This window comes from Streptomyces fradiae (genome assembly GCF_041270065.1).
GTDB lineage: Bacteria > Actinomycetota > Actinomycetes > Streptomycetales > Streptomycetaceae > Streptomyces.
Map to the genome: position 1 here is coordinate 6,345,792 of NZ_CP065958.1, position 17,974 is coordinate 6,363,765.

Sequence of the window (17,974 nt, forward strand, 5' to 3'; positions counted from 1 at the left end):
AGCGTCCGGGACGTTCGGCAGGGTCAAGGGGCGCGCCGAGAGTCGATCGGCACGTGCTATCGCGTACTCGTGACGACAGTCACACATGAGTGATACCCTCCTGGAGGTGATGCCGTACCGGTACGTGCACACAACAGGGAGGTCCTCCCGAATGAGCCCCTTCACCGGCTCCGCGACCCGGACCGAACGCTGGCGGCACCTGCGCCTGACCGTCGACGACGGGGTCGCCACGATCACCCTCGCCCGCCCCGAGAAGCTGAACGCGCTCACCTTCGGCGCCTACGCCGATCTGCGCGACCTGCTCGCCGAACTCTCCCGGGAGCGCGCCGTCCGCGCCCTCGTCCTCGGCGGCGAGGGGCGCGGCTTCTGCTCCGGCGGCGACGTCGACGAGATCATCGGCGCCACCCTCTCCATGGACACCGCCCAGCTCCTCGACTTCAACCGGATGACCGGGCAGACCGTCCGCGCGCTGCGCGAGTGCCCCTTCCCGGTCATCGCCGCCGTCCACGGCGTCGCCGCCGGCGCCGGGGCCGTGCTCGCCCTCGCCGCCGACTTCCGGGTCGCCGACCCCACCGCCCGCTTCGCCTTCCTCTTCACCCGGGTCGGCCTCTCCGGCGGCGACATGGGCGCCGCCTATCTCCTTCCCCGGGTCGTCGGCCTCGGCCACGCCACCCGCCTCCTCATGCTCGGCGACCCCGTCGGCGCCGCCGAGGCCGAACGCATCGGCCTGATCAGCGAACTCACCGAGGAGGGCGCCGCCGACCAGCGCGCCGCGCTGCTCGCCCGCCGCCTCGCCGAGGGGCCCGCCCTCGCCCACGCCCAGACCAAGGCCCTGCTCACCGCCGAGCTCGACATGCCGCTCGCCGCCTCCGTCGAGATGGACGCCGCCACCCAGGCGCTGCTCATGCACGGCGAGGACTACGCCGAGTTCCATGCCGCCTTCACCGAGAAACGCCCCGCGAAGTGGCGGGGACGGTGACCCCCGTGCCGTCCCCCCGGCCCCTCCGCGTCGCCGTCATCGGCGGCGGCCCCGGCGGCCTCTACACTGCCGCGCTGCTCAAGCGCGGCGACCCGGCCCGCGAGGTCACCGTCTGGGAGCGCAACGCCCCCGACGACACCTTCGGCTTCGGCGTCGTCCTCTCCGACGAGACCCTCGGCGGCATCGAGGACGCCGACCCGGCCGTCCACGACCGGCTCCGCCGTGAACTCGTCCACTGGGACGACGTCCATGTCGTCCACCGCGGCCGGCTGCTCACCTCCACCGGCCACGGCTTCGCCGCCCTCGGCCGCCGCCGTCTCCTGGAGCTGCTCCACGCCCGCTGCGCCGAGCTCGGCGTACGGCTCCGCTTCCGCACCGAGGCCCCGCCCGCGGCCGAACTCGCCGCCTCGTACGACCTGGTCGTCGCCGCCGACGGCGTGCACAGCCGCACCCGCGAGGCGCACGCGGACGTCTTCCGGCCCACCCTCACCACCCACCGCTGCCGCTACATCTGGCTCGCCGCCGACTTCGCCCTCGACGCCTTCCGCTTCGAGATCGCCGAGACCGAGCACGGCGTGATGCAGCTCCACGCCTACCCGTACTCCGCCGACTCCTCCACCGTCATCGTCGAGATGCGCGAGGAGGTCTGGCGGGCCGCCGGCTTCGACGAGATCGAGGAGTCCGAGGGGGAGGGCGAGGCAGGAGCCGAGTCCGCCGCCCGCTGCGCCAAGATCTTCGCCGAGGCCCTGCACGGACGCGCGCTGCGCTCCAACAAGTCCGCCTGGACCGCCTTCCGCACCGTCGTCAACGCCCGCTGGTCGCACGGCAACACGGTCCTCCTCGGCGACGCCGCCCACACCGCGCACTTCTCCATCGGCTCCGGCACCAAGCTCGCCGTCGAGGACGCCGTCGCCCTCGCCGCCGCCGTCGACCGGCATCCCGACCTCACGGACGCGCTGGCGGCGTACGAGGCCGAGCGCCGCCCGGTCGTCGAGTCCACCCAGCGGGCCGCCGCCGCGAGCCTGCGCTGGTTCGAGGAGATCGCCGGCCAACTCGACCGGCCGCCCCGCCAGTTCGCGTTCAACCTGCTCACCCGCAGCCGCCGGGTCACCCACGACAACCTGCGGCTGCGCGACCCCGCCTTCACCGCCGCCGTCGAGACCGAGTTCGGCTGCCCGCCCGGCACCCCGCCCATGTTCACCCCCTTCCGGCTCGGCGGCCTCACCCTGCGCAACCGGGTCGTCGTCTCGCCCATGGACCTGTACGTCGCCGAGGACGGCGTTCCCGGCGACTTCCACCTCGTCCACCTCGGCGCCCGTGCCCTCGGCGGCGCCGGCCTGGTCATGACCGAGATGGTCTGCGTGAGCGAGCGGGGCCGGATCACCCCCGGCTGCACCGGCCTGTGGACCGACGAGCAGGCCGGCGCCTGGGCCCGGATCACCGCCTTCGTGCACGCGCAGGCCCCCGGTACCGCGATCGGCGTCCAACTCGGCCACTCCGGTCGCAAGGGCTCCACCCGCCGCATGTGGGAGGGCATCGACCAGCCCCTGCCGGACGGCAACTGGCCCCTGGTCGCCGCCTCCCCGCTCCCGTACCGCCCCGGCGTCAACCAGACCCCGCAGACCCTCGACCGGGCCGGACTCACCGCCGTGCGCGAGGAGTTCACCGCCGCCGCCCGGCGGGCCGCCCGGGCCGGCTTCGACCTGCTCGAACTGCACTGCGCCCACGGCTATCTGCTCTCCGGCTTCCTCTCCCCGCTCACCAACCACCGCACCGACGCCTACGGCGGCGACCTCGCCGGCCGGCTGCGTTTCCCCCTGGAGGTCTTCGACGCGGTACGGGAGGTGTGGCCGGCCGACCGGCCGCTCACCGTCCGGATCTCCGCCACCGACTGGGCCGAGGGCGGCACCACCGCCGAGGACGCCGTCGAGATCGCCCGCGCCTTCGCCGCGCACGGCGCCGCCGCCCTGGACGTCTCCACCGGACAGGTGGTCCCCGAGGAGCGCCCCGAGTTCGGGCGCTCGTACCAGACCCCGTACGCCGACCGGATCCGCAGCGCCCTCGGAGTCCCGGTGATCGCGGTCGGCGCGATCTCCTCCTGGGACGACGTGAACTCCCTCCTCCTGGCCGGCCGCGCCGACCTCTGCGCCCTCGCCCGCCCCCACCTCTACGACCCGCACTGGACCCTGCACGCCGCCGCCGAACAGGGCTACGAGGGCCCGGCGGCGCCGTGGCCCGCGCCGTACCGGGCGGGCAGCCGCCGCCCGCCGACGGGTCGCAAGGACGTCTGACGTCTGAGGTTCGCTCGGCGAGGCGGTGATCGACTTGATAGGCAAGTCGGTGCTTGCCTATCGTGGAGTCGTGGCGGACGATGACGACGAACTCTTCAAGGCGCTGGCCGACCCCACCCGCCGGATCGTCCTCGACGAGCTGGCGGAGCGGGACGGACAGTCCCTCTTCGAGATCTGCGCGCGCCTCGCGACCCGGCACGGCCTGGGCATCTCCCGGCAGGGAGTCAGCCAGCACCTCGCCGTCCTGGAGGCCGCGGGCCTGGTCACCACCCGGCGCGAGGGCCGCTACAAGTTCCACGACCTGAACACCGAGCCGCTGCGACGCATCGCGACCCGGTGGCTCGCACCCCCCGACTCCCCTCCCCGCACCCCTCCCCACACTCCGGAGCGCACCCCATGAGGATCAACCTGACCAGCGTCTTCGTCGACGAGCAGGACAAGGCCCTGCGCTTCTACACCGAGGTGCTCGGCTTCGTGAAGAAGACCGAGGTCCCGCTCGGCGAGCACAGCTGGCTCACCGTCGTCTCGCCGGAGGACCCCGACGGCGTCGAACTGGTCCTGGAGCCCAACCAGCACCCCGCCGCCAAGGCCTACCAGGACGCGCTCGCCGCCGACGGCATCCCGGTGAACTCCTTCGCCGTCGACGACGTGCACGCCGAGTTCGCGCGGCTGAGCGCGCTGGGCGTCCGCTTCACCCAGGAACCGGTCGACATGGGCCCGGTCACCACCGCGATCCTCGACGACACCTGCGGCAACCTGCTCCAGATCGCCGAGTACAAGGACTGACCGACGAGGGAGGCGGCCGGCATGACCGAACCGCTACCGCTCTACTACGTCGACCGCTCCGACGTCCGCCCGGGCGGGCTCGACGAGCTGCGCGCCGGGATGCGCGATCTGGCCGCGTTCGTCGAGGAGCGCGAGCCGAGGCTGCTCGCGTACCACTTCTACCTCGACGACTCCGCCGCCACGATGAGCGTGGTGGCCGTCCACCCCGACTCGGCGTCCCTGGAGCTCCACCTGGAGCTCGGCGGCCCGAAGTTCCGCGCCCTCGGCGCGCACCTCCGGCTGCGCACCATCGACGTGTACGGCCGCCCGAGCCCGGCGGTCGTGACCCGGCTCCGCGCGAAGGCGGAGCTGCTGGGCGGGCCCGAGGCCACGCTCACCCTGCACACCCACGAGGCGGGCTTCAGCCGCCTGGGCGGCTAGCAGGGCTTGTACCGTACGGGCCTGGCGCCGGCATCGGCCGTATGGACCCGGTGCCTGCCCCCCCGTACGTCACACCGGCACCCAGGCCGGCCACCACGGCGGCACATTGCTCGCCGGGCACAGCCCCGAGTCGCCCGGATAGCCGGCCGGTGTGCCCTGGACGGCCAGGTAGGCCCAGCTGAGCAGCAGGACCACGGTGAGCACGGCCACCAGCTGGGCCGAGGCGCGCGCCGGCCGGGATGCCCGTAGGGAGAGCCGGCGGGCCAGGACGGCGGCCCCCAGGGCGGCCGCCACGGTCACACCGGACAGGACCACGAACTCGACGAGGTGGACGAGCCGGTGCGGGGGCTCCCAGGCCGCGTCGCAGTAGGCGCGGGCGCGCGCAGCGAGCGCGCTCGCTGCGAAGGCGCCGGCCAGGCCCACCGGCACCGTCGCCGACCAGGCCAGCTTCTGCCACCGGGAGACCGCGCGCGGCGGGGTGTGTGCGCTCATGCCCCCTGGGGACGGGCGCCGGGCCCGGACGGTTGCACGAATTCCGCGCCCCGCGCGTGCAGCAGTTCGTGCAGGGCGAGGAAGACCTGCGCCGAGCGGGTGCCGGGCCAGTTCTCCGGGAGGAGCTCCAGCGGAAGGACCGGGTCGGCGTACGGCAGCCGCCGCCAGGAGTCGAGGGCGAGCAGATACGCCCGGTAGGCGTCCTCCGGCGTGGCCGGCGGCCCGGCCCGCAGCACCGGCTCGTGGACGTCCAGGAACTCCTCGTGCAGCTTGGTGATGGACGGCAGGTCCCACCACCGGGACACCGCCTCCGCCGTCGCCGCGAAGCCCAGGTGGTCGCCGCGGAACAGCTCCACGTACGGGGCGAGGTCAAGGCGTTCAAGGGTGTGCCGGGTCTCCTCGTGCAGCCGGGCCGGCGCGATCCAGACACCCGGCGCCGCCGTCCCGAAGCCGAGCCGGGCCAGCCGCGAGCGCAGCAGATGCCGCTTGTGCCGCTCCGCCTCGGGGACCGAGAACACCGCGAGCACCCAGCCGTCGGAGAGGCGCGGCTCGTCGCGGGCGTAGATCCGCCGGTCGCCGTCGTCGAGCAGCATCCGGGCGTCGTCCGAGAGCGCGTACCCGGCCGCGCCCTCCGCCGTACGCCGCGGGATCAGCAGCTCGCGCCGCTTGAGCCGGGACACCGAGGAACGCACGCTCGGCGCGTCCACGCCCAGCACGCCGAGCAGCCTGATCAGCTCCGCCACCGCGAGCGGCGCGCCGTCCGGCGACCGGCCGTACGCGCCGTAGAGCGAGACGATCAGGGATCGGGGAGTGTGCTGCTCGGCCACGTGATCACTTTAGGGGTCCGGATCCGGCCTCGTCGTCCCGGAGCCGGAAGCGCTGCAATTTGCCCGTCGCCGTGCGCGGCAGGGCGTCCAGGAAGACGATCTCGCGGGGCGACTTGTACGGGGCGAGCCGGGCCCGGACGAAGGCGCGCAGCGCCGCCGCCGTCGAGCCGTCGCGCGGCACCCCGTCCCGTACCACCGTGTACGCCACGACGACCTGCCCGCGTACCTCGTCGGGCCGGCCGACCACCGCCGTCTCGACCACGTCGGGGTGGGCGAGCAGCGCCTCCTCGACCTGGGGTCCGGCGATGTTGTACCCGGCCGAGATGATCATGTCGTCGGCGCGTGAGACATAGCGGAAGTAGCCGTCGGGTTCGCGGACGTACGTGTCGCCGGTGACGTTCCAGCCCTCCCGCACGTACTCGGTCTGGCGCGGGTCGGCGAGATAGCGGCAGCCGACCGGGCCGCGCACCGCGAGCAGCCCCTCCTCGCCGTCCGGCAGCTCGCGCCCGTCGTCGCCGACGATCCGGGCCTGCCAGCCGGGGACCGGCCGGCCGGTGGTGCCGGGGCGGATCGCGCCGTCGGCGGCGGAGATGAAGATGTGCAGGAGCTCGGTGGCGCCGATGCCGTTGATCAGCTTCAGACCGGTCCGCTTCCGCCAGGCCTCCCAGGTGCCGGCCGGCAGGTTTTCGCCGGCGGACACGCAGCGGCGCAGCGAGCTCAGGTCGGGGCCCGGGCCCTCGCCTTCGCCGGGGTCTTGGGCGGGTCCGGGTCCGCCCCCGTGGCCGGGTTTGTCGAGCTCGTCGAGCATCACCCGGTAGGCGGTGGGTGCGGTGAAGAGGACCGTGACCCGGTGCCGGCCGATGGCGGCGAGCAGCTGCTGCGGTCCGGCCTGTTCCAGGAGGACCGCGCGCGCCCCGGCCCGCAGGGGGAAGACGACGAGCCCGCCCAGGCCGAAGGTGAAGCCGAGCGGCGGGGAGCCGGCGAAGACGTCGTCCGGCTCCGGGCGCAGGACGTGCGCGGAGAAGGTGTCGGCGGTGGCCAGCACGTCCCGGTGGAAGTGCATGCAGCCCTTGGGGCGCCCGGTGGTGCCGGAGGTGAAGGCGATCAGCGCCACGTCGTCGGCGGCGGTGTCCACCGCCTCGTAACGGTCCGGCTTGCCGATCGCGAGACTGAGCAGGTCGTCGGCCCCGTCCCCGCCGAACGGGGTGATCCGGAGCCCCGGCACCTCGGCCTTCACCAGCTCGTCGACCGCCCGGACGTCGCACAGCGCGTGCGTGCAGCGGGCCATCTCGCACATCACCGCCAGCTCGCGGGCGCGCTGCTGGGCGAGCACGGTGACGGCGATCGCGCCCGCCTTCATCACGGCGAGCCAGCAGGCGGCGAGCCAGGGGGTGGTGGGGCCGCGCAGGAGCACCCGGTTGCCGGGGCGGACGCCGAGGTCGTCGGCGAGGACGTGGGCGATCCGGTCCACCCGCTCGCGCAGCTGCCCGTACGTCCACGCCCCGCCCTCGCCGTCCCGGAACACCTCGCGGTCGGCGCCGAATCGTTCCACCGTGCGGTCGAGGAGCTCGGTGCCGCAGTTGAGCCGGTCGGGGTAGGCGAGGGAGGGCAGCTCGAAGAGGAGGCGCGGCCATTGTTCCGGGGGCGGCAGATGGTCGCGGGCGAAGGTGTCCAGGTGCGCCGAGGGCGTCAGCTCCATGCGTCCGTCCCCCTGTCGGTGGGATCGTCGGTGAGGTGCTGGGGCGGTGCGGGGTGGCCGAGGTGGGGTCGGCCACCGTCCCATGAGCGTATCGTGATGGTGACGACAGTCAACGGTTCGCGATATGGAGAGGCCCCCATGGCCGCATTCTCGCTCGATCCCGAACAGTCCACCTGGTGTGCCGAGCTGCGCGCGCTCGCCGCCGAGCAGCTGCGACCGATCGCCGAGAAGGGCGAGCCGGGCCGCGTCAACCGCCCGCTCGTCGCCGCGCTCGGCGCCCACGGCCTGATCGCCCGGCTCTTCGACTCCGGCGCGCTCGACCTGTGCCTGATGCGCGAGTCCCTGGCCCGGGCCTGTACGGAGGCGGAGACCGCCCTCGCCCTCCAGGGCCTCGGCGCCCACCCGATCGCCGCCTTCGGCACGGACGCGCAGCGCGCCCGCTGGCTCCCCGAGGTCACCGCCGGGCGCGCCGTCGCCGCGTTCGCCCTCTCCGAGCCCGGCGCGGGCTCCGACGCCGCCGCGCTGGCCCTGGAGGCCGTACCGGACGCGGAGAGCGGTGGCTGGCGGCTGTACGGGGAGAAGTGCTGGATCTCGAACGCGCCCGAGGCGGACGTGATGACCGTGTTCGCCCGAACGGGCGAAGGCGGGCGCGGGAACGGCGGGCGCGGTTCCCACGGGGTCACGGCCTTCCTGGTTCCCGGCGACCGGCCGGGGCTCGGCGGCGAGGCGCTCGACATGCTCGCCCCGCACGCGCTCGGCAGCCTGGTCTTCGACGGCGTACGGGTGGGGCCGAAGGACGTCCTCGGCGAGCCCGGGCAGGGCTTCCGGGTCGCGATGCACACCCTCAACCTGTTCCGGCCGAGCGTAGGCGCCTTCGCCGTCGGCATGGCCCAGGCCGCCCTCGACGCCACCCTCGCCCACACCGCCGCCCGCCCCGCCTTCGGCGGCGTCCTCGCCGACCTCCAGGCCGTCGCCCACCAGGTCGCCGAAATGGCCACCCGCACCGAGGCCGCGCGGCTCCTCGTCTACGCGGCGGCCGAGGCGTACGACCACGGCGCCCCGGACGTCCCCCGCCGCGCCGCCATGGCCAAGCTCCTCGCCACCGAGACCGCCCAGTACGTCGTCGACACCGCCGTCCAACTCCACGGCGCCCGCGCCCTCCAACGCGGCCACCTCCTCGAACACCTCTACCGCGAGGTCCGCGCCCCCCGCATCTACGAGGGCGCCACAGAGGTCCAGCGCACGATCATCGCGAAGGAGCTCTACCGGGCGGCGGCTGCCGGGGACGGCACTCGGGCGGGCGCCGTGGCCGCCGCCGGGTCGGGCCCGCCGCCCGCGCCTGCCGCGGGCGCGAGCCCGGAGGGTCGCTCGCCGGCGAGCGCCCGGGCCGCCGCCGGGGCGAGCCTCCCGACCACCGCCGCCGGCCCGGGTCCGGCCTCAGGGACCACGATGGCCCCGGCGCCCTCGCCTGCCCCCGCCTCTGTCGAGGGCGCGAGCCCGACCCCCGGACCGGGGGCGGCGAGCGACCCTCCGGCCGCCGCACCGGCCCCGGCGCCCGCGCCCGTCTCGGGCTCCGCCCCCGTCCCGACAGGAGGAGGCACCCTATGAGCCTGCACCGCCACAACCCCGCCGATCTCTCCCCGCCCACCGGCTTCAGCCACGCCGTCACCGCCACCGGCAGCCGGCTCGTCTTCCTGGCCGGCCAGACCAGTCTCGACCGGGACGGCAAGGTGACCGGCGAGACACTCCCCGAGCAGTTCGAGACCGCGCTCACCAACCTGCTCGTGGCGCTGCGCCACGCCGGCGGCTCGCCCGCCGACCTGGCCCGGGTCACCGTGTACGCCACGGACGTCGCCGACTATCGCCACCACGCGCCCGAACTCGGCCGCATCTGGCACCGGTTGGCGGGCCGGGACTATCCGGCGATGGCCGTGATCGGTGTCGTACGGCTGTGGGACGATCAGGCCCTGGTGGAACTGGACGGCTTCGCGGTCGTGGACTGACCCGGCCGCGCACCGACGGCGAACAGGGGGAGAGCCGGCATGCCGGAGATCGAACTGACCGCGGGACCAGTCGCGTACGAGGACACCGGCGGCCCCGGACCCGTGGTCGTCCTCCTCCACGGCCTGGTCCACGACGCCACCGCCTGGCGCGCGGTGACCGCCCGACTCGCCCCGGACCACCGGGTGATCGCGCCCACCCTCCCGTACGGCTCGCACCGCATCGCGCTGCGCCCCGACGTACCGCTCTCGCCCGACTCCGTCGTCGACCTGATCGCCGAACTCCTCGACCGGCTCGACCTGCACGACGTCACCCTCGTCGAGAGCGACTGCGGCCGGGCGCAGACCGTCGCCGTCCGCCACCCCGATCGCCTCGCCCGCCTCGTCCTCATCTCCTGCGAGGCCTTCGACAACTACCCGCCCGGCGTGCCCGGCAAGCTGATCGCGCTCGCCTGCCGCATTCCCGGCGGGGTCTCCCTCCTCGCCCGGGTCCTCGGCCTCAAGGCCCTGCGCCGCCTCCCCGTCGGCTTCGGCGCGCTCACCCGCCGCCCCGTCCCGGACGCGGTCGTCGACGGCTGGCTGCGCCCGCTGCGCACCGACCCGGCGGTCCGGCACGACTTCCGCCGCTACAACCTGGCCGTACGGAAGGACGAACTGCTGCGGGCGGCCGAGGGCCTGCGCTCCTTCGACCGCCCGGCGCTCGTGGTGTGGGCCGCCGACGACCTGATGATGCCGCCCGCGCACGGACGCCGGCTCGCCGCGCTGCTGCCGCGCGGCCGGTACGTGGAGATCGCCGACGCCCGCACACTGATCGCCGAGGACCAGCCGGAACGACTGGCGGCGGAACTGCGCGCGTTCGTCACCGAGCCGCCGGAGACGGCCTCTTGATCAGCGGGCCTTGAACGAGGCCGCTTGATCAACTGGTCGGCCCCGTGGCCGGGGCTTAGTGTCGAAAGGTGGACTGACCGGCCCACGGCTCCCTCCGGTGAGGGCGCGATGCGCCATGACTACCCCCAAGCCGAGCACCCCGCAGCAGACCGCGGTCCCGAAGAAGTCGGGAGACGACGGCAAGGGCATCGCCCTGTTCGTGATCGCCTCGTGTCAGCTGATGGTGGTGCTCGACATCACCATCGTGAACATCGCGCTCCCGCACATCCAGAGCGCGCTCGACTTCTCCACCACGAGCCTGTCGTGGGTGGTCAACGCCTACACCCTGACCTTCGGCGGCCTGCTGCTGCTCGGCGGCCGCGCCGGTGACATCCTCGGGCGCCGCCGGGTCTTCATCTTCGGCGTGCTGCTCTTCGGCCTGGCCTCGCTGCTCGGCGGATTCGCCCAGGAGTCCTGGCAGTTGCTCGCCGCCCGCGCGCTGCAGGGCGTCGGCGGCGCGATCGCGTCCCCGACCTCGCTGTCGCTGATCACGACCACCTTCGACGAGGGCCCCGAACGCAACAGGGCCTTCGGCGTGTTCGCGGGCGTCTCGGCCGGTGGTGGTGCGATCGGTCTGCTCGCCGGCGGAATCCTGGTCGAATGGCTCGACTGGCGCTGGGTGTTCTTCGTCAACGTGCCGATCGCGCTTCTGATCGCCTTCCTCACCCCGCGCCATGTCAAGGAGTCCGAGCGCCATCCCGGCCACTTCGACCTGCTCGGCGCGTTCACCTCGACGCTCGGCATGGTGGCGCTGGTGTACGGGTTCATCCGCGCCGCTCAGGAGGGCTGGCGCGATCCGTACACGATCGCCTCGTTCGGTGCGGCGATCGTGCTCCTGGTGAGCTTCGTGTTCGTCGAGCGGCGCTCGCGGCAGCCGATCACCCCGCTGCACATGTTCGCGGACCGCAACCGGGCGGGCACGTACGGGATCATGCTCTGCCTGGCGGCCTCGATCTTCGGGATGTTCTTCTTCCTGACCCTGTTCGTCCAGGGCGTCCTGGACTTCAGCCCGTTGCGCACGGGCCTGGCCTTCCTGCCGGTCAGCGCCGTGATCGCGGTCCTGGCCGGAGTGACCTCCCAGACCCTGCCCAGGTTCGGGCCGAAGCCCTTCATGGTGATCGGCTCGCTGTGCCTGGCGGCGGGCATGTCCTGGATGAGCCAGGTCGACGTCCACTCCACCTACGCCGGCAGCATCCTCGGCCCGATGCTGATCCTCAGCGCGGGCATGGGCATGATGTTCGTGTCCCTGACCCTGATGGCCCTCTCGGGGGTCGCGCCGGCCGAGGCGGGCGCCGGCTCCGGCCTCCTCAACGCCACCCAGCAGGTCGGCGGCTCCCTCGGCCTCTCCATCCTGGTCACCGTCTTCGGCACCGCCAGCCGCAACGAGGCCGACGTCCAGGTCCCCGCCTTCCTCGCCCAGGCCGGCCCCCTGGAGAAGGCCCAGTTCGCCAAGACCGGCCAACTTCCCCCACCCTTCGGCGACCAGGTCCTGACCAGCGGCGTCACCTCCGGCTTCGTCGTCGCCGCGGTCTTCGCCATCCTCGCCGCGATCATCTCCATCCTCGCCATCAAGGTCCGGCCCTCGGACATGGAACGCCTCAAGGGCGGCGCGATGATGCCGGGCGGGTGACTGAGGCGTAGATCACGGTTTGCCCGTACCCCGCCCGAGACAGCGTGAGGACAGACGAAAGACGTCCGAACGACAGGTGGGGGCAGGCAAGTTGAGCGAGCAGCGACGTATCAGACGGATCTCCCTGACGGTGGCGGCGGCGACGGCGGTCGCCGCCGCCACCGTGTTCCTGACCGCCTCAGGCGACGGCCTCGCGCCGGGCCTGAGCGCGGCCGCCGCGACGGCCGAGCCGACCGAGGGGGACGTCGGCAGCGTGTCGGTCGGCGTCGACAGCGGCGGCACCGTGGGCGTGACCGAAGGCGGGACCGCGGACGGCGGTGTCGACGGGGGCTTCGACAGCGGCGGCACCGTCGGCGTCAGCGAGGGCTCGACCTCGGGCGAGACCACCGGCGGCGTCACCACCGGCGGCGTCGACCCCACGGAGAGCCCCACCCCCACCCCGACGGACTCGGGGGAGCCGCCCACCAGCGGCATCCCGCGTACCGCGGCCGCCTGCTGGAACCCCGACGGCAAGCCGCTCACCGGCACCTTCGTCGCCCTGATCCCTGCCGGCACCCTCCCCAACGGCAACAAGGCGACCCTGGTCGAACTGTCCTTCGCCCCGAAGCCGGACCCGGCCACCGGTGTCCTCACCGACGACCGGATCCTCACCCGCTTCGCCCCGGCCGGCGGCGCCTGGACGGCCGCCGACCCGGTGCCCCTGGAGCTGGACACGAACGCCCTCAAGCCCTTCCGCCCGGTGGTCCCCGGCGCCACCCTCAAGATGCCCGAGATCCGCGTCACCGACGTGAACTGCTGGGACGCCACCGTCTCCGCCCTCGCCGGCACCCTCCGCTTCGGCGGCGACGGCGGCAACGGCGGCCCCGAGGTCAACCTCCCGGTCACCTGGCAGCGCGCGGGCTAGATGTCCCGGAAGATCTCGATCTGCGCGCCCACCGAGTTCAGCCGCTCCGCCAGGTCCTCGTAGCCGCGGTTGATGACGTAGACGTTGCGCAGCACCGAGGTGCCCTCGGCCGCCATCATCGCGAGCAGGACGACCACCGCCGGGCGGAGGGCCGGGGGGCACATCATCTCGGCGGCGCGCCAGCGGGTGGGGCCCTCGACGAGGACGCGGTGGGGGTCGAGGAGCTGGAGGCGGCCGCCGAGGCGGTTGAGGTCGGTGAGGTAGATGGCGCGGTTGTCGTAGACCCAGTCGTGGATCAGGGTCTTGCCCTGGGCAGTCGCCGCGATGGCCGCGAAGAAGGGGACGTTGTCGATGTTGAGGCCCGGGAAGGGCATCGGGTGGATCTTGTCGATCGGCGCCTCCAGCTTGGAGGGGCGGACCGTCAGGTCGACCAGGCGGGTGCGGCCGTTGTCGGCGGGGTACTCGGCCGAGCGGTCGTGGTCGAGGCCCATCTCCTCCAGGACCGCGAGCTCGATCTCCATGAACTCGATCGGGACCCGGCGGATCGTCAGCTCCGACTCGGTGACGACGGCGGCGGCGAGCAGGCTCATCGCCTCGACCGGGTCCTCGGAGGGGGAGTAGTCGACGTCGACGTCGATCTGCGGGACGCCGTGGACGGTCAGCGTCGTGGTGCCGATGCCGTCCACCCGTACGCCCAGGGCCTCCAGGAAGAAGCACAGGTCCTGGACCATGTAGTTGGAGGAGGCGTTGCGGATGACGGTGACGCCGTCGTGGCGGGCGGCGGCGAGGAGGGCGTTCTCGGTCACCGTGTCGCCGCGCTCGGTCAGCACGATCGGGCGGTCCGGGGCGACGGCGCGCTCGACCTGGGCGTGGTAGAGCCCCTCGGTGGCGGTGATGTCGAGGCCGAACCGGCGCAGCGCGATCATGTGCGGCTCGATCGTGCGCGTACCGAGGTCGCAGCCGCCCGCGTAGGGGAGCTTGAAGCGGTCCAGGCGGTGCAGCAGCGGGCCGAGGAACATGATGATGGAGCGGGTGCGGATGGCGGCCTCGGCGTCGATGGACTCCATGTCCAGGTCGGCCGGCGGCACGATCTCCAGGTCGACGCCCTCGTTGATCCAGCGGGTGCGGACGCCGATGGAGTTGAGGACTTCGAGGAGCCGGAAGACCTCCTCGATCCGCGCGACCCGGCGCAGCACCGTGCGGCCCTTGTTGAGCAGCGACGCGCAGAGCAGCGCGACACAGGCGTTCTTGCTGGTCTTGACGTCGATGGCGCCGGAGAGCCGGCGGCGGCCGACCACGCGCAGATGCATCGGGCCGGCGTAGCCGAGGGAGACGATCTCGCTGTCGAGGGCCTCGCCGATGCGGGCGATCATCTCAAGGCTGATGTTCTGGTTGCCGCGTTCGATCCGGTTGACGGCGCTCTGGCTGGTGGCCAGGGCCTCGGCGAGCTGCGTCTGGGTCCAGCCGCGGTGCTGCCGTGCGTCACGGATGAGCTTGCCGATGCGTACGAGGTAGTCGTCTGCCATGGCGTCACGTTATCTCAGATATGAGATGTGACGATCATCGGGGTGCGGCAATCGGGTGACGTGTCGTTACTTATGAGGCTATATGACCGATTCGGCCTACGCGGGGAGGTCGAGCGCCGTGGGGTGTCGCGGCTCGTAGAGCGGCAGCTCGGTCCCGCTCGGCAGCCGTACCGCCGCGAGCAGGCCCCAGGACTGCTCGGTGATGGGCCGTGAGATCTCGGCGCCCCGGTCCTCCAGGTCGGCAAGCGTGCGGGTGAGGTCCTCGCACATCAGATAGACCTCGTGCTTCGGCTCGTCCTCCGTCGGATGCACCGCGATCTCGGCGGGCGGCAGCTTGAACACGAGCCAGCCCCGGCCGGCGTCCACGTGCGGAAAGCCGAGGACGTCCTTGAGGAAGGCCCGGTCGGCCTCCGCGTCGCGGGTGTAGAGGATGACGTGCGCGCCGCTGAACATGCTCCGATCCTCGATCCGCCCCACGCCCCCGGCAACGCGCGCGCGTCCGAATGGACCCCTGTGTCCCGTGTGCGCGGGGGACGTGCGGGAGACGCGCGGCATCGGAGGCGGTCCGGGCATGACCGACCGCCGGTGATGTACTAGAGTTATCTCGACATCGAGATATCTGCCGAGGCGCACCGCTGCCGCCACCCTGGTAAGGGTTACCTAACTTAGCCTTACCTTAGCGGATCGACGACGAGTACGTGGCGGCAGGATGTGGTGGAACGCGCACATATATGAAGGAGACTGTCGTGTCGGCGAACAGCTTCGACGCCCGCAGCACGCTGCGCGTGGGCGACGAGTCGTACGAGATCTTCAAGCTGGACAAGGTCGAGGGCTCCGCGCGCCTCCCTTACAGCCTGAAGGTCCTCCTGGAGAACCTGCTCCGCACCGAGGACGGCGCGAACATCACCGCCGACCACATCCGGGCCCTGGGCAACTGGGACTCCCAGGCCCAGCCCAGCCAGGAGATCCAGTTCACGCCGGCCCGCGTGATCATGCAGGACTTCACCGGTGTCCCCTGTGTCGTCGACCTGGCCACCATGCGTGAGGCCGTCGCGGCGCTCGGCGGCGACCCGGCGAAGATCAACCCGCTGTCCCCGGCCGAGATGGTCATCGACCACTCCGTCATCGCCGACAAGTTCGGCACGAACTCCGCCTTCGCGGAGAACGTCGAGCTGGAGTACGGCCGCAACAAGGAGCGCTACCAGTTCCTGCGCTGGGGCCAGACCGCGTTCGACGACTTCAAGGTCGTCCCGCCGGGCACCGGCATCGTCCACCAGGTGAACATCGAGCACCTGGCCCGCACGGTCATGGTCCGCAACGGCCAGGCCTACCCCGACACCCTGGTCGGCACCGACTCCCACACCACCATGGTCAACGGCCTCGGTGTGCTCGGCTGGGGCGTCGGCGGCATCGAGGCCGAGGCCGCGATGCTCGGCCAGCCGGTCTCCATGCTCATCCCGCGCGTCGTCGGCTTCAAGCTGACCGGCGAGCTGCCCACCGGCACCACCGCCACCGACCTGGTGCTGACCATCACCGAGATGCTGCGCAAGCACGGTGTCGTCGGCAAGTTCGTCGAGTTCTACGGTGAGGGCGTCGCCGCCACCTCCCTCGCGAACCGCGCCACCATCGGCAACATGTCGCCGGAGTTCGGCTCCACCGCCGCGGTCTTCCCGATCGACGACGAGACCCTGAACTACCTCAAGCTCACCGGCCGCTCCGAGCAGCAGGTCGCGCTCGTCGAGGCGTACGCCAAGGAGCAGGGCCTCTGGCTGGACCCGAAGGCCGAGCCGGACTTCTCCGAGAAGCTGGAGCTCGACCTCTCCACGGTCGTCCCGTCGATCGCCGGCCCGAAGCGCCCGCAGGACCGCATCGTCCTCGCGAACGCCGCCGAGCAGTTCAAGAGCGACGTCCTCAACTACGTCTCCACCGCCGACGAGGCCGAGCTGGAGTCCTTCCCGGCCTCCGACGCCCCGGCCAACCACCCGAACGGTGGCGCCCCGTCGAACCCGGTCCAGGTCACCGCCCCCGACGGCACGACCTACACCCTCGACCACGGTGCGGTGACGGTCGCGGCCATCACCTCCTGCACCAACACCTCGAACCCGTACGTCATGGTCGCCGCCGCGCTCGTCGCGAAGAAGGCCGTGGAGAAGGGCCTGACCCGCAAGCCGTGGGTCAAGACCACCCTCGCCCCGGGCTCGAAGGTCGTCACCGACTACTTCGACAAGGCGGGCCTCACCCCGTACCTCGACAAGGTCGGCTTCAACCTCGTCGGCTACGGCTGCACCACCTGCATCGGCAACTCCGGCCCGCTGCCGGAGGAGGTCTCCAAGGCCGTCAACGACCACGACCTCGCCGTGACCTCGGTGCTCTCGGGCAACCGCAACTTCGAGGGTCGCATCAACCCCGACGTCAAGATGAACTACCTGGCCTCCCCGCCGCTGGTCGTCGCGTACGCCATCGCGGGCTCCATGAAGGTGGACATCACCAAGGACGCGCTCGGTGTCGACACCGAGGGCAACCCGGTCTTCCTCAAGGACATCTGGCCGTCCGAGGCCGAGGTCAACGACGTCGTCGCCAACGCCATCGGCGAGGACATGTTCTCCAAGTCCTACCAGGACGTCTTCGCCGGCGACGCCCAGTGGCAGGCGCTGTCGATCCCGACCGGCAACACCTTCGAGTGGGACGCCGAGTCGACCTACGTCCGCAAGCCCCCGTACTTCGAGGGCATGACGATGGAGACCACCCCGGTCACCGACATCACGGGCGCCCGCGTGCTCGCGAAGCTCGGCGACTCGGTCACCACCGACCACATCTCCCCGGCCGGTGCCATCAAGGCCGACACCCCGGCCGGCAAGTACCTCACCGAGCACGGTGTGGAGCGTCGTGACTTCAACTCCTACGGTTCGCGCCGAGGCAACCACGAGGTCATGATCCGCGGCACCTTCGCCAACATCCGCCTGCGCAACCAGATCGCGCCGGGCACCGAGGGCGGCTTCACCCGCGACTTCACCCAGGCCGACGGCCCGGTGTCGTTCATCTACGACGCCTCGCAGAACTACCAGGCCGCCGGCACTCCGCTGGTCATCCTGGGCGGCAAGGAGTACGGCTCCGGCTCGTCCCGCGACTGGGCCGCCAAGGGCACCGCGCTCCTCGGCGTCAAGGCCGTCATCACCGAGTCGTACGAGCGCATCCACCGCTCGAACCTCATCGGCATGGGCGTCCTCCCGCTGCAGTTCCCGGCCGGCCAGTCGGCCGACTCGCTCGGCCTGACCGGCGAGGAGACCTTCTCCATCACCGGCATCACCGAGCTGAACGAGGGCACCACCCCCAGCACGGTGAAGGTCACCACCGACACCGGTGTCGAGTTCGACGCGGTCGTCCGCATCGACACCCCCGGTGAGGCGGACTACTACCGCAACGGCGGCATCATGCAGTACGTGCTGCGCAACCTGATCCGCGGCTAAGGATCAGCGGTAGCCCATGAGTAAGG

The 17,974-nt window shown here is 72.3% G+C and carries 15 protein-coding genes and 1 pseudogene; 11 read left to right on the top strand and 5 right to left on the bottom strand.

The features are described 5' to 3' along the window. Positions 1 to 151 precede the first annotated feature (151 nt). The 5 genes from JAO84_RS28780 (at position 152) to JAO84_RS28800 (ending at position 4,476) form a co-directional block, all read left to right on the top strand. On the top strand, positions 152 to 979 hold the full coding sequence (locus JAO84_RS28780; protein WP_362528143.1) for an enoyl-CoA hydratase family protein: 828 nt from the start codon (positions 152 to 154) through the stop codon (positions 977 to 979). Then, positions 976 to 3,270 (top strand): bifunctional salicylyl-CoA 5-hydroxylase/oxidoreductase, encoded by a 2,295-nt coding sequence (locus tag JAO84_RS28785; protein WP_370415430.1) that lies wholly within the window; start codon positions 976 to 978, stop codon positions 3,268 to 3,270. The genes JAO84_RS28780 and JAO84_RS28785 overlap by 4 nt, the downstream gene beginning before the upstream one ends. A gap of 70 nt (positions 3,271 to 3,340) precedes the next feature. Further along, entirely contained in the window at positions 3,341 to 3,670 is a 330-nt protein-coding gene (locus tag JAO84_RS28790) for a helix-turn-helix transcriptional regulator (RefSeq protein WP_265868684.1), read from the top strand. Beyond that, complete coding sequence (locus JAO84_RS28795) at positions 3,667 to 4,056, top strand: VOC family protein (RefSeq protein WP_265868683.1); 390 nt, start codon at positions 3,667 to 3,669, stop codon at positions 4,054 to 4,056. Before JAO84_RS28790 ends, JAO84_RS28795 begins: the two co-directional genes overlap by 4 nt. A 21-nt stretch (positions 4,057 to 4,077) precedes the next feature. Next, entirely contained in the window at positions 4,078 to 4,476 is a 399-nt protein-coding gene (locus tag JAO84_RS28800) for a hypothetical protein (RefSeq protein ID WP_370415431.1), read from the top strand. 69 nt (positions 4,477 to 4,545) lie between these two features. On the opposite strand, the gene JAO84_RS28805 is transcribed toward JAO84_RS28800, so the two are convergent. Genes JAO84_RS28805 through JAO84_RS28815 form a run of 3 tightly spaced genes read right to left on the bottom strand, consistent with a single transcriptional unit; the run spans position 4,546 to position 7,494 of the window. Further along, positions 4,546 to 4,968 (bottom strand): hypothetical protein, encoded by a 423-nt coding sequence (locus JAO84_RS28805; RefSeq protein WP_370415432.1) that lies wholly within the window; start codon positions 4,966 to 4,968, stop codon positions 4,546 to 4,548. Further along, positions 4,965 to 5,795, bottom strand: a complete 831-nt coding sequence (locus JAO84_RS28810) for a PaaX family transcriptional regulator C-terminal domain-containing protein (protein ID WP_370415433.1) — start codon at positions 5,793 to 5,795, stop codon at positions 4,965 to 4,967. Before JAO84_RS28810 ends, JAO84_RS28805 begins: the two co-directional genes overlap by 4 nt. 4 nt (positions 5,796 to 5,799) lie before the next feature. Further along, complete coding sequence (locus tag JAO84_RS28815) at positions 5,800 to 7,494, bottom strand: AMP-binding protein (RefSeq protein ID WP_370415434.1); 1,695 nt, start codon at positions 7,492 to 7,494, stop codon at positions 5,800 to 5,802. Between the two features lie 138 nt (positions 7,495 to 7,632). Between JAO84_RS28815 and JAO84_RS28820 the strand changes: the two are divergent. From JAO84_RS28820 to JAO84_RS28840, 5 genes and pseudogenes are all read left to right on the top strand, one after another. Next, positions 7,633 to 8,766: pseudogene (locus tag JAO84_RS28820) on the top strand (acyl-CoA dehydrogenase family protein); the annotation flags it as partial. Positions 8,767 to 9,098: 332 nt separating this feature from the next. Further along, positions 9,099 to 9,497 carry a RidA family protein gene (locus JAO84_RS28825; RefSeq protein ID WP_370415435.1) on the top strand — a complete coding sequence of 133 codons (399 nt, stop codon included), beginning with the start codon at positions 9,099 to 9,101 and terminating at the stop codon, positions 9,495 to 9,497. 39 nt (positions 9,498 to 9,536) lie between these two features. Beyond that, positions 9,537 to 10,382: an alpha/beta fold hydrolase gene (locus JAO84_RS28830; protein WP_370415436.1), complete on the top strand. Its 846-nt coding sequence runs from the start codon at positions 9,537 to 9,539 to the stop codon at positions 10,380 to 10,382. Positions 10,383 to 10,497: 115 nt separating this feature from the next. After that, a complete protein-coding gene (locus JAO84_RS28835; protein WP_370415437.1) occupies positions 10,498 to 12,051 on the top strand; it encodes an MFS transporter in 1,554 nt (517 codons plus the stop codon). 91 nt (positions 12,052 to 12,142) lie between these two features. Beyond that, positions 12,143 to 12,955 carry a hypothetical protein gene (locus JAO84_RS28840; RefSeq protein ID WP_370415438.1) on the top strand — a complete coding sequence of 271 codons (813 nt, stop codon included), beginning with the start codon at positions 12,143 to 12,145 and terminating at the stop codon, positions 12,953 to 12,955. On the opposite strand, the gene JAO84_RS28845 is transcribed toward JAO84_RS28840, so the two are convergent. Both JAO84_RS28845 and JAO84_RS28850 read right to left on the bottom strand, forming a co-directional pair. Further along, positions 12,952 to 14,481 (bottom strand): helix-turn-helix domain-containing protein, encoded by a 1,530-nt coding sequence (locus JAO84_RS28845; RefSeq protein WP_370415439.1) that lies wholly within the window; start codon positions 14,479 to 14,481, stop codon positions 12,952 to 12,954. The genes JAO84_RS28840 and JAO84_RS28845 overlap by 4 nt on opposite strands. 96 nt (positions 14,482 to 14,577) lie before the next feature. Continuing rightward, a complete protein-coding gene (locus JAO84_RS28850) occupies positions 14,578 to 14,934 on the bottom strand; it encodes a VOC family protein (RefSeq protein WP_370415440.1) in 357 nt (118 codons plus the stop codon). A 293-nt stretch (positions 14,935 to 15,227) separates the two neighbouring features. Between JAO84_RS28850 and acnA the strand changes: the two genes are divergently transcribed. Continuing rightward, positions 15,228 to 17,948 carry an aconitate hydratase AcnA gene (gene acnA / locus JAO84_RS28855; RefSeq protein WP_370415441.1) on the top strand — a complete coding sequence of 907 codons (2,721 nt, stop codon included), beginning with the start codon at positions 15,228 to 15,230 and terminating at the stop codon, positions 17,946 to 17,948. The last annotated feature ends 26 nt before the right edge of the window (positions 17,949 to 17,974 follow it).